Annotated in this window: 14 protein-coding genes; 7 read left to right on the top strand and 7 right to left on the bottom strand. The window is 73.6% G+C overall.

Going from position 1 to position 12,896, the window contains the following annotated elements:
- The first annotated feature begins 121 nt into the window (after window positions 1-121).
- The 3 genes from ARTHRO9V_RS13730 to ARTHRO9V_RS13720 are packed head-to-tail and all read left to right on the top strand — an operon-like array spanning window position 122 to window position 2,042.
- Window positions 122-766 (top strand): FMN-dependent NADH-azoreductase, encoded by a 645-nt coding sequence (locus ARTHRO9V_RS13730; RefSeq protein ID WP_159827935.1) that lies wholly within the window; start codon window positions 122-124, stop codon window positions 764-766.
- Window positions 767-816: 50 nt separating this feature from the next.
- Window positions 817-993 carry a hypothetical protein gene (locus tag ARTHRO9V_RS13725; protein ID WP_157485182.1) on the top strand — a complete coding sequence of 59 codons (177 nt, stop codon included), beginning with the start codon at window positions 817-819 and terminating at the stop codon, window positions 991-993.
- Between the two features lie 50 nt (window positions 994-1,043).
- Window positions 1,044-2,042 carry an aldo/keto reductase gene (locus ARTHRO9V_RS13720; protein ID WP_056043777.1) on the top strand — a complete coding sequence of 333 codons (999 nt, stop codon included), beginning with the start codon at window positions 1,044-1,046 and terminating at the stop codon, window positions 2,040-2,042.
- A 27-nt stretch (window positions 2,043-2,069) separates the two neighbouring features.
- On the opposite strand, the gene ARTHRO9V_RS13715 is transcribed toward ARTHRO9V_RS13720, so the two are convergent.
- On the bottom strand, window positions 2,070-2,642 hold the full coding sequence (locus ARTHRO9V_RS13715) for a phosphatase PAP2 family protein (protein ID WP_056043774.1): 573 nt from the start codon (window positions 2,640-2,642) through the stop codon (window positions 2,070-2,072).
- Window positions 2,643-2,776: 134 nt separating this feature from the next.
- On the opposite strand from ARTHRO9V_RS13715, the gene ARTHRO9V_RS13710 reads away from it, so the two are divergent.
- Window positions 2,777-3,670 carry an SDR family oxidoreductase gene (locus ARTHRO9V_RS13710; RefSeq protein WP_123571344.1) on the top strand — a complete coding sequence of 298 codons (894 nt, stop codon included), beginning with the start codon at window positions 2,777-2,779 and terminating at the stop codon, window positions 3,668-3,670.
- Between the two features lie 252 nt (window positions 3,671-3,922).
- Here ARTHRO9V_RS13710 and ARTHRO9V_RS13705 read toward each other — a convergent pair whose 3' ends face one another.
- The 3 genes from ARTHRO9V_RS13705 to ARTHRO9V_RS13695 all read right to left on the bottom strand — a co-directional run bounded on the left by ARTHRO9V_RS13705 (window position 3,923) and on the right by ARTHRO9V_RS13695 (window position 6,317).
- On the bottom strand, window positions 3,923-4,780 hold the full coding sequence (locus tag ARTHRO9V_RS13705; RefSeq protein ID WP_159827933.1) for an NAD-dependent epimerase/dehydratase family protein: 858 nt from the start codon (window positions 4,778-4,780) through the stop codon (window positions 3,923-3,925).
- Window positions 4,777-5,772, bottom strand: coding sequence for a prolyl aminopeptidase (pip, locus tag ARTHRO9V_RS13700; RefSeq protein WP_159827930.1), 996 nt, complete (start codon window positions 5,770-5,772; stop codon window positions 4,777-4,779). Before pip ends, ARTHRO9V_RS13705 begins: the two co-directional genes overlap by 4 nt.
- Window positions 5,773-5,891: 119 nt before the next feature.
- Entirely contained in the window at window positions 5,892-6,317 is a 426-nt protein-coding gene (locus ARTHRO9V_RS13695; RefSeq protein ID WP_159827928.1) for a DUF1810 domain-containing protein, read from the bottom strand.
- 126 nt (window positions 6,318-6,443) lie between these two features.
- On the opposite strand from ARTHRO9V_RS13695, the gene ARTHRO9V_RS13690 reads away from it, so the two are divergent.
- Window positions 6,444-7,601 (top strand): GNAT family N-acetyltransferase, encoded by a 1,158-nt coding sequence (locus tag ARTHRO9V_RS13690; RefSeq protein ID WP_159827926.1) that lies wholly within the window; start codon window positions 6,444-6,446, stop codon window positions 7,599-7,601.
- A gap of 56 nt (window positions 7,602-7,657) precedes the next feature.
- Here the strand turns inward: ARTHRO9V_RS13690 and ARTHRO9V_RS13685 are convergent, their stop codons facing one another.
- On the bottom strand, window positions 7,658-8,329 hold the full coding sequence (locus ARTHRO9V_RS13685) for an SIMPL domain-containing protein (protein WP_159827924.1): 672 nt from the start codon (window positions 8,327-8,329) through the stop codon (window positions 7,658-7,660).
- Between the two features lie 73 nt (window positions 8,330-8,402).
- On the bottom strand, window positions 8,403-9,116 hold the full coding sequence (locus tag ARTHRO9V_RS13680; RefSeq protein WP_159827922.1) for an alpha/beta hydrolase: 714 nt from the start codon (window positions 9,114-9,116) through the stop codon (window positions 8,403-8,405).
- A gap of 98 nt (window positions 9,117-9,214) precedes the next feature.
- On the opposite strand from ARTHRO9V_RS13680, the gene ARTHRO9V_RS13675 reads away from it, so the two are divergent.
- Together ARTHRO9V_RS13675 and ARTHRO9V_RS13670 are read left to right on the top strand one after the other, a co-directional pair.
- Window positions 9,215-9,763, top strand: coding sequence for an NUDIX hydrolase family protein (locus ARTHRO9V_RS13675; RefSeq protein ID WP_056043756.1), 549 nt, complete (start codon window positions 9,215-9,217; stop codon window positions 9,761-9,763).
- A gap of 141 nt (window positions 9,764-9,904) precedes the next feature.
- Complete coding sequence (locus ARTHRO9V_RS13670; protein WP_159827920.1) at window positions 9,905-10,828, top strand: hypothetical protein; 924 nt, start codon at window positions 9,905-9,907, stop codon at window positions 10,826-10,828.
- A 90-nt stretch (window positions 10,829-10,918) separates the two neighbouring features.
- On the opposite strand, the gene ARTHRO9V_RS13665 is transcribed toward ARTHRO9V_RS13670, so the two are convergent.
- Complete coding sequence (locus ARTHRO9V_RS13665; RefSeq protein ID WP_201298948.1) at window positions 10,919-12,805, bottom strand: DEAD/DEAH box helicase; 1,887 nt, start codon at window positions 12,803-12,805, stop codon at window positions 10,919-10,921.
- Between the last annotated feature and the right edge of the window lie 91 nt (window positions 12,806-12,896).

Below are 12,896 nucleotides of genomic sequence, written 5' to 3'. Positions count from 1 at the left end.
ATCCTGCTCTGCACCACCGACATTCCGCCGAGACGTCACGACGTGCCGCTCACGACCGGAGGGGCGAGGCGGGTCGTGACGTCTCGCCGACCGTGTCGGTCGCCCCGGCTACGGTGGGCGCATGCCGAACCTGCTCCACCTCGACTCGTCCGCCGACCTCACGACGAGCCGCTCCCGTGCGATCACCGCCGCGTTCGCCGACGCCTGGCGCGACCTCGGCGCCGACCACGCGGTCACCCGGCGCGACCTGCACGTCGACCCGCTGCCTCACCTGAGCGACAGCTCGTTGCACTGGCCGCCGCGGCTCCGGCAGCCGGGCGACGCCCCCGATCCCGCCCACGAGGCCCTGCAGCAGGCCCTGATCGCCGAGCTCGTCGCCGCCGACGTCGTCCTGATCGGTGCGCCGCTCTACAACTACTCGCTGCCCTCGACGCTCAAGGCCTGGGTCGACAACGTCCACCTGCCCGGCGTCACCGCGCCCTTCGACGGCGACGACCAGCAGCCGATGCTCGGACGACCCGCGGTCGTGGTGACCAGCCGCGGCGGCGCCTACGACGACGGCACGCCCACGGCCGGCTGGGACCACGCCACCCCGGTCCTCGAGATCGTCCTGGGGGCCACGCTCGGCATGCGCGTCGAGACGATCGCCACGAACCTCACGCTCAGCGACCGGCTGCCCATGCCCGAGGCCGCCCGCGAGCGAGCGACGCGCGAACTGCGAGAGGCGAAGGAGGCGGCGGTCGCCTCGGCTCGTCGCCTCGGGTGACCGTGTCGTCGCGTCGACGAGGCGGCCGTAGGGCCGGGGCCGCACGCCGCGTGAAGTCGGTCGTCGCGCGCGTGTTCGGCATGCTGGCCGCGGCTCTCGCGATCGTCGGGCTCGTCCGGCTCCTGCAGGGGCAGGCCGGGTTCGGGGCGGCGTTCCTCTTCGCGGCGTTCGTCTCGGTCGTCGTCGCCTACGCGCTGGTCCGCAGCGTGAACGCGTCGCGCCGCTGAGCCCTCGCAGTCTGGGCGGGTCGACGTGCGGCGTGGCTAGGCTCGACGGCATGCAGAGCCGCACCCTCGGAACCCGTTCACCCTTCCTCGCCGACCGTCCCGTCTCGGTCATCGGTCTCGGCACCTGGCAGCTCGGTGCCGACTGGGGCGACGTCAGCGAGAGCGACGCGCTCGACGTGCTGGGCGCCTCCGTCGAGTCCGGGGTGACCTTCTTCGACACCGCCGACGTGTACGGCGACGGGCGCAGCGAGCAGATCATCGGGCGCTTCCGTGCGTCGAACCCCGACGTGCCCCTCACGGTCGCGACGAAGATGGGCCGTCGGCTCGACCAGGTGCCGTCGAACTACGTCCGCGACAACTTCGTGGCGTGGACCGATCGTTCGCGCCGCAACCTCGGCGTCGACACGCTCGACCTGGTGCAGCTGCACTGCCCGCCCACCCCCGTCTTCGAGAGCGATGCGGTCTACGACGCCCTCGACGAGCTGGTCGAGAACGGTGCGATCCGTGCCTACGGCGTCAGCGTCGAGGAGACCGCCCAGGCCCTGACCGCCATCGCCCGACCGAACCTCGCGACCGTGCAGATCATCTTCAACGCGTTCCGTCTCAAGCCCCTCGACGAGGTGCTGCCGGCCGCGCGACGGGCCGGCGTCGGCATCATCGCGCGCGTCCCCCTCGCCAGCGGGTTGCTGTCGGGCAAGTACACGACCGAGACGACCTTCGCCGAGAACGACCACCGCACGTACAACCGTCACGGCGAGGCCTTCGACCAGGGTGAGACCTTCAGCGGTGTCGACTTCGAGCAGGGCGTCGCCGCCGCGCAGGAGTTCGCCGCGGCCGTCCCCGACGGCGTCACCGTGCCGCAGGCCGCCCTCGCGTGGATCGTCGAGCAGCCGGGCGTCAGCACGGTCATCCCCGGAGCGCGCAACGTGGCGCAGGCCACGGCGAACGCCGCGGCCGGCAGCGTCGGCGAGCTCGACGACGGGCTCGACAGCGAGGTCGTCCGCATCTACGACCAGTACTTCCGCGAGGCCGTCCACCCCCGCTGGTAGACCGGGTGCCGGCGGGCCGGCCCGGGGTCAGCGCCCGCGCGGTGCCGACACGAGTCGGCCCAGCAGTGCGACGCCCGACCCGATGAGCAGCCCGCCGACGACGTCGGACGTCCAGTGCGCCCCCACGTGGAGGCGCGACCACGAGACCGCACCGGCCAGCGGCAACAAGGCTGCCGCGGCTCCCGGCGACTCGATGGCGACGCCCGTCACGAAGCCGGCGGCACAGGCCGCGTGGCCGGAGGGGAACGACGCGGACAGCGGCTGGCTGCGTAGACGTCGCTCGATCGGGACGTCGTCGATCAGGGGCCGGTTGCCGCCGAAGATGCGCTTGCCGACGATGTTCGCCATGGCACTGGCGAAACCGAGCGACAGGGTGCCCCGCACCGCGGCACGACGCTGGCCGACGAGGGCGAGTCCTGCGGCGACCGCGGCCCACAACAGTCCGTGGTCGGCGAAGTGGCTGAGGCGGCTGAGGTTGCGGTCGACGACCGGCACTCCCCTGACCGAGTTGATGCGTTTCGCGGCCCGTCGGTCGGCGCGCAGCACCCAGGCGGGCAGGACCTGACGGGGAGTCTCGGAAGGCAGTGGCAGCAGGGGCACGCGACCACCGTATCTTTCCCCGGGGGTGGTGCCGCGCCTCCTCGGTTCCTGTCGTCGCTCCGCGCCGCCGACGTCACCCCCGACCGGGGTACAAGCTGGGCCGGCACGCTCGCTCCGCCGCGTACACCGGGGGCATGGCAGACAACATGTACACCCCGCAGAACCCCGTCACCCAGTACCCCCAGCCTCCGTTCGAGCACCAGCAGCAGAGCGCTCCCGGCGACGTCCACGCCATGAAGCCCGAGCCCGACCACGGCGAGACCAGCTACGTCGGCAGCGGTCGCCTGGCCGGTCGCAAGGCCCTCGTCACCGGTGCCGACAGCGGCATCGGCCGCGCGACGGCCATCGCCTTCGCCCGCGAGGGTGCCGACGTCGCGCTGAGCTACCTCGCCGAGGAGCAGTCCCAGGCCGAAGAGGTCGCCGCACTCGTCCGCGAGGCCGGTCGTACCGCCGTGCTGTTGCCAGGCGACTTGCAGGTCGAGCAGACCAACGTCGACGTCGTCGAGAAGACGGTCGCCGAGCTCGGCGGCCTCGACATCCTGGCGATCATCGCCGGCGTCATGCCGACCGTCAGCAGCATCGACGACTTCGAGACCGAGACGCTCGACCACGTCCTCAAGGCCAACATCTACCCGCTGTTCTGGTTGACCAAGGCCGCCTCGACGCACCTGAAGCCAGGGGCCTCGATCATCACGACCTCGTCGATCCAGGGCTTCCAGCCCTCGCCCGACCTCGCCGAGTACGCCGTGTCGAAGGCCGGCATCGCCAACTGGACCCGCGCCATGGCCCAGCAGCTGGCCGAACGCGGCATCCGCGTCAACGGCGTCGCGCCCGGCCCCGTCTGGACGCCGCTGCAGCCCGCCTTCGTGCCGAACGAGAAGATCGAGAGCTTCGGCTCGGAGGCCGCCTACGGCCGCCCGGGCCAGGCCGTCGAGCTCGCCCCGTCGTTCGTCTTCCTGGCGAGCCAGGAGTCGAGCTACATCAGCGGCGAGACCATCGCCGTGACGGGTGGCACGCCGATCCACTGATCACCCTCCGCCCTCGAGGACGCCGTCCAGTGGACCGGGCCCCGCGACACCACGCGGTGCCCGGTCCGCTGGGCGGCGTCCTCGCGCGCGAGGCGGGCGAGGTGGGCGAGGTGGGCGAGGTGACCCCCCAATTCGGACCGGCGGGCGTGGGTCCACCCGGCCCGCACCGGCGGGCGTGGTCCACACGGCCCGCACCTGCGGGGCAGGTCCGACAGGCTCGCACCGCCTGGCCCGAGCCGGGCTGGGCCCGGCTCAGGGGTGCCGCACGCCCTCGCCCGCGATCACGGCCCGGTACCCCTCGCGGAAGGTCGGGTACTCGAAGGTGAATCCCGTGCCGCGTAGTCGTGCGTTCGACAACCGCTTGTCGCCGCCCGCCTGACGACCCCGAGGAGGCGCGCTCGGCGGCACGGGCGACCCCAGTTCGTCGGCCACGAACGCCAGCACGTCGTCGAGCCTCGACGGCTCGTCGTCGACCCCCACGTACAGGACGTCGGTCGGCGCCGAGGTGGTGGTGAGGTGCACGATCGCGGCCGCCGCGTCGTCACGGTGGATGCGGTTCGTGTGGGGAGAGCTGCCGGCCGGCTCGGCCAGGCGCGCTTCTCCGTCGCGCACCTGGGTGATCAGTCGCTCCCGGCCCGGGCCGTAGATGCCGCCGAGGCGCAGGACGATGCCGTCGGGACGACGCGCGTGCAGCAGGGCCTCGGCCTCGAGGATGACCTCGGCCGTGGGGGAGGCCCCGGTCGCCGGGGTGGTCTCGTCGACGACGCTGCCGTCGTCGACGTCGTACACGGCGGTCGACGAGACGAACAGCACCCGGGCGTCGGCGGCCCCCGCCTCGTCGAGCGCGTCGAGGACGTTCCGCAGGCCGTCGACGTAGGACGCCCGGTAGGTGTCGACGTCGCGGGACCCGGCCGAGAGGGCGACGACGACGATCTCGGTGTCGGCGGGCAGCGTGGGCCGGGTGGCGCCGAGGTCGATCGACACGCCGTCGATCGACGCGGGCAGCTTCTCGGCCGAGCGACGAAGTCCGAGGACGTGGTGCCCGAGGGCGGCGAAGCGCAGGGCCGCCTCGGTGCCGAGGTCGCCGCAGCCGGCGAGGACGACGGTCATCGGCTCGCCTCGTCACGCGAGGGCGTCGACTCGGCCGCGAAGCGGTCGGTCGCCGCGATGAGCGCGTCGAGGATGCCCGGCTCGTCGAACGCGTGGCCGGCGTCGTCGACCAGGACGAACTCGGCGTCGGGCAGGGCGGCGTGCAGGTCGAAGGCCGTCGTCGCCGGCGTGCACAGGTCGTAGCGGCCCTGCACGATGACCGTCGGGATGTGCGAGACGAGGTGAGCGTCGCGGATCAGCTGGCCCTCGTCGAGGAAGCCGCGATGGACGAAGTAGTGGTTCTCGATGCGGGCGAAGGCCAGCGCGAACGCCGGGTCGGAGTACCGCTCGACCAGGTCGGGGCGGGGCAGCAGGGTGATCGCCGAGGCCTCCCACGACGACCACGCGACGGCGGCGGGCCCGTGGACGGCGGGGTCGGGATCGGCGAGGAGTCGCGCATAGGCCTCGATCAGCCCGCCGGGGCGTCGTTCGTCGAGGGGCACCGGGGCGAGGTAGCCCTGCCACCGGTCGGGCAGGACGTTCGACGCCGCGCCCTCGTAGAACCAGTCGAGCTCGCTCCGGCGAAGGGTGAAGATGCCGCGCAGCACGAGCTCGGTGACGCGGTCGGGGTGGGTCTCGGCGTAGGCGAGCGCGAGGGTCGAGCCCCACGAGCCGCCGAACACCTGCCAGCGGTCGATGCCCAGGTGCTCGCGCAGGGTCTCGAGGTCGGCCACGAGGTGGCGGGTCGTGTTCGTCGAGAGGTCGGTGCCGAACGTGCCGGCGTGGGGCGTGCTGCGACCCGCCCCACGTTGGTCGAGCAGCACGATGCGGTACCGGTCGGGGTCGAACAGGCGGCGGTGCGCGGGTGACGACCCGCTGCCGGGCCCGCCGTGCAGGAAGACCACCGGCTTGCCGTCGGGGTCGCCGCATTCTTCCCACCAGACCTGCTGGCCGTCGCCGACGTCGAGCAGGCCGGAGTCGTGGGGTTCGATCTCGGGGTAGAGCTGGCGCATGCGGACGAGCGTAGCCGGGGGAGCCGACACCGGCAGGGGAGGCGCGGCGCCTGGGGGCGACGACCCGCGCCTCCTCGTCCGGGGAGGAGCCGTCGCCCGACGGACGGTCGCGGACGGGCTCAGAGGCGGGCGACGGTCAGGTCGTCCTCGACGCCGTCGAACCAGCGATCGAGCACGGCCCGGAACTCGGGTTCGGTCGGGTCGGCCCGTGCGAACAGGGTCATCGACGAGCGCAGCTTGAGGGCGTCGATCCCGCCCATCAGCTCGCCGGCGCTCGCGGCGTCCGCCCGGGCCGCGACGCCCGCCGCCTCGCGCAGGCGCGGGCCGAGCAGGGGATGGGCGAGGTAGGCCCGCGCCTCGTCGAGCGATCGGATCGCGTAGGTGCGGTCCATGCCGCTGCGGCCGAGGCCGGCGATCTGTGGGAAGACGAACCACATCCAGTGCGAGGTCTTCCGCCCGCGGCGCAGCTCGGCCAGGGCCTGGTCGTGGGTGCCGTCGGCGTCCTGCGCGTCGACGTACCGTCCGAGGTCGAAGGGATCGCTCATCGCCCCGTTCTACGCGCTGCGGGTCGAGCCGTCTCCCCCCTGGCGCGGAGGCCGAGGACGGCGCTACCCTGGTCGGCTGCCCTGCCGGGCGGCGGACCACGTCCCCGCCACGACCCCGGAGCCCCCGTGACCGACATCGTGATCGACGAGATCGTCGTGCCCGACACCCTCGAGCCCCGTTCCGACGCCGGAGCCGACGCCGATGCCGGCCACGACGCCGATGCCAACCGCGCCGACCGCGCTGACCACACCGCACGCGTCGCCGCCTACGTCGAGGCCATCGGCCTCGAGAACGCCGTCCAGGCCGAGGTGCTCGGCTTCGGCGACCTCGACTTCGGCCCGGTCGAACAGCTGCCGCAGTGGCACGACCGGTTCACGCCGCGGCGGCTGTTCGTGGTGCGGTCCGGTGGTCGCATCGTCGGACAGGCCACCTACGAGACGCTCGCCGACCCGACCGTCACGACCTGCTGGCTCTGGGTCGCCGTCGCCCCCGAGCACCGCCGCCGGGGGCTCGGCACGGCCCTGCTCGACCACGTCGAGGCCGTCGCCCGCGCGGCGGGCAGGACCGACGCGATCTCCTTCGTCGCGTCCGGCCAGGGCTCGCGCCCCGACCCGGGCGACCGCCTCGAGGCCTCGACCGGTCACGGGTGGGTGCCCCGCGCTTCCTCGGAGGTCCGGTTCGCGCTCTCGCGCGGCTACGCGCTCGGCCAGGTCGAGCGCATCAGCCGCCTGCCCCTGCCGGTCGACGAGGAGGCGCTGGCCGCGATCCGCTCCGAGGCGCTCGCCGCGGCGGGGGACGAGTACCGCGTCCACACCTGGTCCGGCCCCACGCCTCCGCGCTGGCGGTCCGACGTCGCGGCGATGGCGACCGCGTTGAGCACCGACGCACCGATGGGTGACGTGCCGGAGCCCGAGGACGTCTGGACCGTCGATCGCCTGGTCGAGGCCGAGCAGCGACGCGCCGCGAGCGGGCGGGCCTCGCTGACCGCGGCGGCCGAGCACGTGCCGACCGGCCGGCTCGTCGCGTGCTCCGACCTCGCGGTGCCCGACGACGCGTCGCGGCCCGCCATGCAGCAGATGACCCTCGTGCGGCGTGAGCACCGCGGGCACCGGCTGGGCTGGCTCGTCAAGGCCGCCAACCTCGACCGACTGATCGCGGAGAAGCCGGGACGCCCGTCCGTGCTGACCTTCAACGCCGAGGAGAACCGGCCCATGCTCGCGGTCAACGAGGCCGTCGGGTTCGTGCCGATCGGCGTCGAGGGAGTGTGGCACCGGCTGCTGTGAGGCGGGAGGCGGGACGCGGGAGGCGGGCCTGCCGGTCGGCCGTGCCCGGAGGCGGGTCAGGCGATGAAGTCGGCGCTGACCTCGGCGGTGACCTCGATGTCGTCCGGGTACAGGTCGAACGTCACGGGGCCGCCCGACGAGAACGTCGCGACGGCACGGGCCAGGCCGAACGGGCTGCCCCCACCGGGAGCGCCGGGCCGCAACCCCGGCTCGAAGACCGACTGCAGCGTCGGCCGACCGAGCCCGAGCGCCTCGGCGTAGTCGCCGGCCCGGGTGACCGCGTCGGCGATCGCGGCGACCCGCACGGCCTTCTCGACCTCGGGCCGACGGTCGTGGCTGAGCGACCACTCGATCCATTCGACGGTGACGCCCGGTTCGACGGCGACGTCGCCCACCCACGACGCCAACGCGTCGAAGTCGCTGAACCGCACGTCGACGGCGGCCCGGGTGCGGAACCGCACCACCGAGGAGGCGCGGGTCGCGTCGGCCCCGTCGCCCCGGTCGGTCGTCGCCTCGGTCTCGACCGCGACCCTTTGTGCGCTCCACCAGGTGGCGGCCTCCTGGCGGCGCCAGGCCGTGGCCTGTTCGGTGAGGCGGGAGTGCACCGCGGCGGTGTCGCGGACGACCGCCTCGCGGTCGTCGCCGTCGAAGCCCACGGTGAGGTGGACGACGCCGCGCTCGGCACGGTGGCGGTGGGTGGCGGAACCGGACACCGAGAGCGTCGCCATCGCGCGCCTCCTTCGTTCGTCGGGTGGTGCGGGGCCGGGTGGGGCCCGGTGGTCAGTCGGCGGAGGCCCGTGGTCAGTCGGCGGTGCCGGCCTCGCCGGCCACCACGGAGGCGCCGCCGTCGACCACCGGCGCGGCGGTGACGCGACCGATGAACGCGTTGAGGTCGTCGAGTTCTTCTTGCGAGATGCCGTGGGCCAGCCCGGGGTAGACGGTCTGCTCGGCGTCGGCGTGCGTCTCGAGCCAGGCGGACGTGCGCTCGACGGCGTCGGCGGGGATGACCTGGTCGACGTCGCCGCGACCGTAGAAGACGGCGGGGCGGGCGGCCGTGACGGCGTCGTCGCGTGCGGCCGCGCACTCAAGCGTGGCGTCGTCGCCCGCGGCGGGGACCACGAACCCCGCGAGCACGGCCGCGAACGCGAACCGCTCGGGCGCGTGACGGAGCAGCTGCAGCGAGAGCGACCCGCCCTGCGAGAACCCGAGCAGGCTGAGGGACGGATGGTGCGCCCCGAGCGAGTCGAGCCAGGCGAGCACGGCCTCGGCCGCGTCGTCGACGGCGCCCGGATCGGGTGCGCCGGGAGTCGACAGCGGGTACCACGAGAACCCGTCGCCGTGGGGCAGTGGTGCCCGCAGCGACGCGACCACGAACTGCTGCGGCAGGTAGGGGGCGAGCGCGATCAGGTCGCCCTCGTGCGAGCCCACGCCGTGCAGCAACACGAGCAGGGGACGCCCGTCACGCTCGGCCTCGACGGCGGACCACTGGACGAGGGACGGGTCGATCTGCACCATGGGCCGAGCCTAGCGACGGGTGCCGACATCGGGGCCGGTGCTGTTCGCCCGTAGCGTCACGTCACGCGATCGGGCCCCCGAGCCGGTAAGAATGGCCCATGAGCTCCGTGCGGACACCCGACCCCGACCCCAATCCCGGCTGGCTCTCGGAGGACGAGCTCTTCCAGGCGCGTCAGCACCTGCCGATCCTCTACGTCGAGGCCGTGCCCGTGCGGACCGACGGCCTCGGGGTCGTGACCGAGGTCGGGGTGCTGCTCCGCGCCTCCGACGAGGGGTCGATCTCGCGCATGCTCGTGTCGGGCCGGGTGATGTATGGCGAGAGCCTGCGCACCGCGCTGTTCCGCCACCTCGAGAAGGACCTCGGGCCGATGGCCTTCCCCCAGCTGCCGCCGTCTCCGGTGCCGTTCCAGGTCGCCGAGTACTTCCCGCTGCCCGGTTCGTCGGTCTACACCGACCCGCGTCAGCACGCGGTGTCGCTCGCGTACGTGGTGCCCGTCACGGGCACGTGCGACCCGCGGCAGGACGCCCTCGAGCTCACCTGGCTGACGCCGCACCAGGCCGCCTCCGACGAGGTCGCCGCCGAGATGGAGGGCGGGCGCGGCACCCTGCTGCGCAGCGCCCTCGCCTCCGTCGGCGCCCTGCACTAGCGGCGCTCGCAACACCCCCGACGCGGCGTGACACCTTCGGATCGCGGGGTGTCTCGCCGGTTCGGGGGTGTCGCCCAGCACCTCTCCACAGGCGAGGAGGCGCGGGCCGCGTCCCTGACGGCGCTCGGCCAGGCTGGACCGATGCGCGACACGTCAGGCCTGCTCATCCGTCGTTCCCGGCTCGTCGACGACGGCGTGGATGCCTCCTCCATCGAGCGGGACGCGCGACGTGGCCTCGCGGTGAGGCTCGCCGCCGGCGTGTACGTCCGGACGGACGACTGGCGGTCGCTCGGCCCGGCGTCGCAGCACACCGCCCGCGTGCACACGGTGCTGCCCCGGCTCGGACCGGACGCCGTCGTCTCCCACGAGTCCGCCCTCGCCATTCGGGGGTTTCCGCTGCTGGGCGAGTGGCCTCGAAGGGTGCACGTCGTGGCACGTCAGCGCGCTCGTGACAAGGTGACCGGGTCCGTCCACCAGCACGCGGCGCCCCTCGGCGACGGCGAGATCGACACGGTCGACGGGCTGCCCGTGGTGGGTGCCGCCCGAGCGGCCGTCGACAGCGTGCGCCGGCGCGACCTGCGCGGGGCGACCGTCGTGCTCGACCACGGGCTGCACGCGGGCGCGTACGACCGGTCCGCGCTCGAGGCCGCCCTGGCCGCACGGCCCGGGGTGCCCGGGCGTCGACGGGCGGCGGTCGCCGTCGCCTTCGCCGATGGGCGGTCCGAGTCGCCGGGTGAGTCGTTGAGCCGGGCGGGCATGAGGGCCGCCGGGCTCACGGGGCCCGTGTTGCAGGCCCGGTTCCCGGTGACGGGCCCCCTGATCGGCTTCGTGGACTTCTGGTGGCCGCAGTTCGGCGTCATCGGCGAGTTCGACGGCGAGGTGAAGTACCGCGACGAACGGATGCGGGCCGGGCGCAGCCCCGAGCAGGTCGTGATCGACGAGAAGCGGCGTGAGGACGATCTGCGGGCGCTGCCCGGCGTTCACACCGTCGTCCGATGGACCTGGGGCGACGCCCTGCGCGCCGAGCCCATGGTGCGGGCCCTCGCGCGCGCCGGGGTGCGCTGAAGGGGCTGGCAGCGCAACACCCCCGAACCGGCGTGACACCCTCGGATCAGAGGGTGTCACGCCGGTTCGGGGGTGTGGCAGCGGGTCGGGTCAGCGACCGCCGCGCTGGCCGCCGCCGGTGCGGGCCTTGCCGCCCACGAGGCCGCCGACCTTGAGCGAGCCGGGACGGCCGCCCTCGGACGAGGCGCGGCGTCCGCCGCTGCGCTGGCCGCCGTCACGCTGGCCGCCCTCGCGCGAGCCGCCGAGCGACGCGGCGAACTCGGCCTGGTCGTTGCGGACGGCGTTGGTGCGGCTCTGGCCGCCGTCGCTCTGGGTGCCGCTGCTCTGGGCGCGGCGACCGGTCTGACGGGTGCCACGGGTCTCGTCACGAGCACCGTCGCGCGTGCCACGGGCGTCGTCGCGGACGGGCGTGGACGAACCGCGGCCCGACTCGGTCGAGTAGAAGGTCGAGGCGCCACCGCGGGGAGCGGCGTCGCGGCGGGCGCCGTCGCGACCACCCTGGCGGCCGCCGTCACGCGAGCCACCCGAACGACCGGCACCGGCACCGGCACCGGCGCGACCGGCGTCGGAACCGCGACCCGCGCCTCCTTGGCTGGGGCGACCCGAACGGTCCTGGCGGGCGATGGGGTTGCCCTGCGAGTCCTGACGGGCGGCGCGCTTGCGCTGGGCGTTCGCGCCCTGCGAGCGTCCACCGCCACCCTGCTGCTGCTGGACGGCAGCCTTGGGCGAGGGCTTGACGTAGGCGGCGACCTGGCCGACGAGGGCGTCGACCTCGGGCGAGTTCGGCGTCACGGCGGTGATGGTCGGGCGGATGTCCGCCTTCTTCATCAGCTGGGCGACGTCGCGCTTCTGGCTGGGGATGACGAGGGTGACGACGTCGCCCTCGGCTCCGGCGCGGGCGGTGCGGCCCGAGCGGTGCAGGTACGCCTTGTGCTCGGTCGGCGGGTCGACGTGGATGACCAGCTCGATGTCGTCGACGTGCACGCCACGGGCGGCGACGTCGGTGGCGACGAGCACGCGGGCCGAACCGTCCTGGAAGGCGGCGAGGTTGCGGTCGCGCTGCGGCTGCGACAGGTTGCCGTGCAGGTCGACCGAGGGGATGCCCGACTCGGTGAGCTTCTTGGCGAGCTTCTTCGCGTGGTGCTTGGTGCGCATGAAGAGGATGCGACGACCCTGGCCGCTCGCGAGCTTCTGGATGAGCGCGTTCTTGCTGTCGACGTCGGGCGTCTCGAAGACGTGGTGGGTCATCTTGGCGACGGGCGAGTTGGCCTCGTCGACCGAGTGCAGCACCTCGTTGTGGAGGAACTGCTTGACCAGCTTGTCCACGCCGTTGTCGAGGGTGGCGCTGAAGAGGAGGCGCTGGCCGTCGTTCGGGGTGGCCTTCAGGATGCGCGTGACGCCGGGCAGGAAGCCCAGATCGGCCATGTGGTCGGCCTCGTCGAGCACGGTGATCTCGATGGCGTCGAGCTTGACGAAGCCCTGCTTCATGAGGTCTTCGAGGCGGCCGGGGCAGGCGATGATGATGTCGACGCCGGCCTTGAGGGCCTGCACCTGACGGTTCTGCGAGACGCCGCCGAAGATCGTGGTGGTGCGCATGCCGTAGGCCTCGGCGAGCGGGGCGAGGACGGCGTCGATCTGCGTGGCGAGCTCGCGGGTGGGGGCGAGGACGAGGCCGAGGGGGCGTCCGGCGCGGCGGTTGCCGCCGGCCAGCTTGCCGCCGAGGCGTGCGGCCATGGGGATGGAGAAGGCGAGGGTCTTGCCCGAGCCGGTCTTGCCGCGGCCGAGGACGTCGCGACCGCCGAGGGTGTCGGGCAGGGTGTCGACCTGGATCGGGAACGCGGTGGTCTTGCCCTCCGCGGCGAGGGACTTCACGATCGGGGCGGGCACGCCCAGCGAGCTGAAGGTGACGGCGTCGGCCGTCTCGTCGACGCTCGTGGCGCCGGTGGTGTTCTCGGTGTCGAGGGTGTTCGTTGACATGTGGTGCACCTTTCGGGGCATCGGTGTCGAGCCGGGCCGAGGCTGCCTGGCCGCCTGCTGGTGAGGAGGCACGTCGGGGACGTGCTCGCAC

Source organism: Frigoribacterium sp. 9N (genome assembly GCF_902506305.1).
In the GTDB taxonomy this organism is placed as follows: domain Bacteria; phylum Actinomycetota; class Actinomycetes; order Actinomycetales; family Microbacteriaceae; genus Frigoribacterium.
This window is presented reverse-complemented; position numbering and strand designations above follow the sequence as displayed.

Excerpts from the sequence above, each read along its gene's own strand:
- ARTHRO9V_RS13705 (WP_159827933.1), bottom strand. The coding sequence starts at position 4,780 with ATGACCGTCGTCCTCGCCGGCTGCGGCGACCTCGGCACCGAGGCGGCC.
- pip (WP_159827930.1), bottom strand. The coding sequence starts at position 5,772 with ATGCGCCAGCTCTACCCCGAGATCGAACCCCACGACTCCGGCCTGCTC.
- ARTHRO9V_RS13730 (WP_159827935.1), top strand. The coding sequence starts at position 122 with ATGCCGAACCTGCTCCACCTCGACTCGTCCGCCGACCTCACGACGAGC.
- ARTHRO9V_RS13685 (WP_159827924.1), bottom strand. The coding sequence starts at position 8,329 with ATGGCGACGCTCTCGGTGTCCGGTTCCGCCACCCACCGCCACCGTGCC.
- ARTHRO9V_RS13675 (WP_056043756.1), top strand. The coding sequence starts at position 9,215 with ATGAGCTCCGTGCGGACACCCGACCCCGACCCCAATCCCGGCTGGCTC.
- ARTHRO9V_RS13710 (WP_123571344.1), top strand. The coding sequence starts at position 2,777 with ATGGCAGACAACATGTACACCCCGCAGAACCCCGTCACCCAGTACCCC.
- ARTHRO9V_RS13720 (WP_056043777.1), top strand. The coding sequence starts at position 1,044 with ATGCAGAGCCGCACCCTCGGAACCCGTTCACCCTTCCTCGCCGACCGT.
- ARTHRO9V_RS13695 (WP_159827928.1), bottom strand. The coding sequence starts at position 6,317 with ATGAGCGATCCCTTCGACCTCGGACGGTACGTCGACGCGCAGGACGCC.
- ARTHRO9V_RS13665 (WP_201298948.1), bottom strand. The coding sequence starts at position 12,805 with ATGTCAACGAACACCCTCGACACCGAGAACACCACCGGCGCCACGAGC.
- ARTHRO9V_RS13680 (WP_159827922.1), bottom strand. The coding sequence starts at position 9,116 with ATGGTGCAGATCGACCCGTCCCTCGTCCAGTGGTCCGCCGTCGAGGCC.
- ARTHRO9V_RS13670 (WP_159827920.1), top strand. The coding sequence starts at position 9,905 with ATGCGCGACACGTCAGGCCTGCTCATCCGTCGTTCCCGGCTCGTCGAC.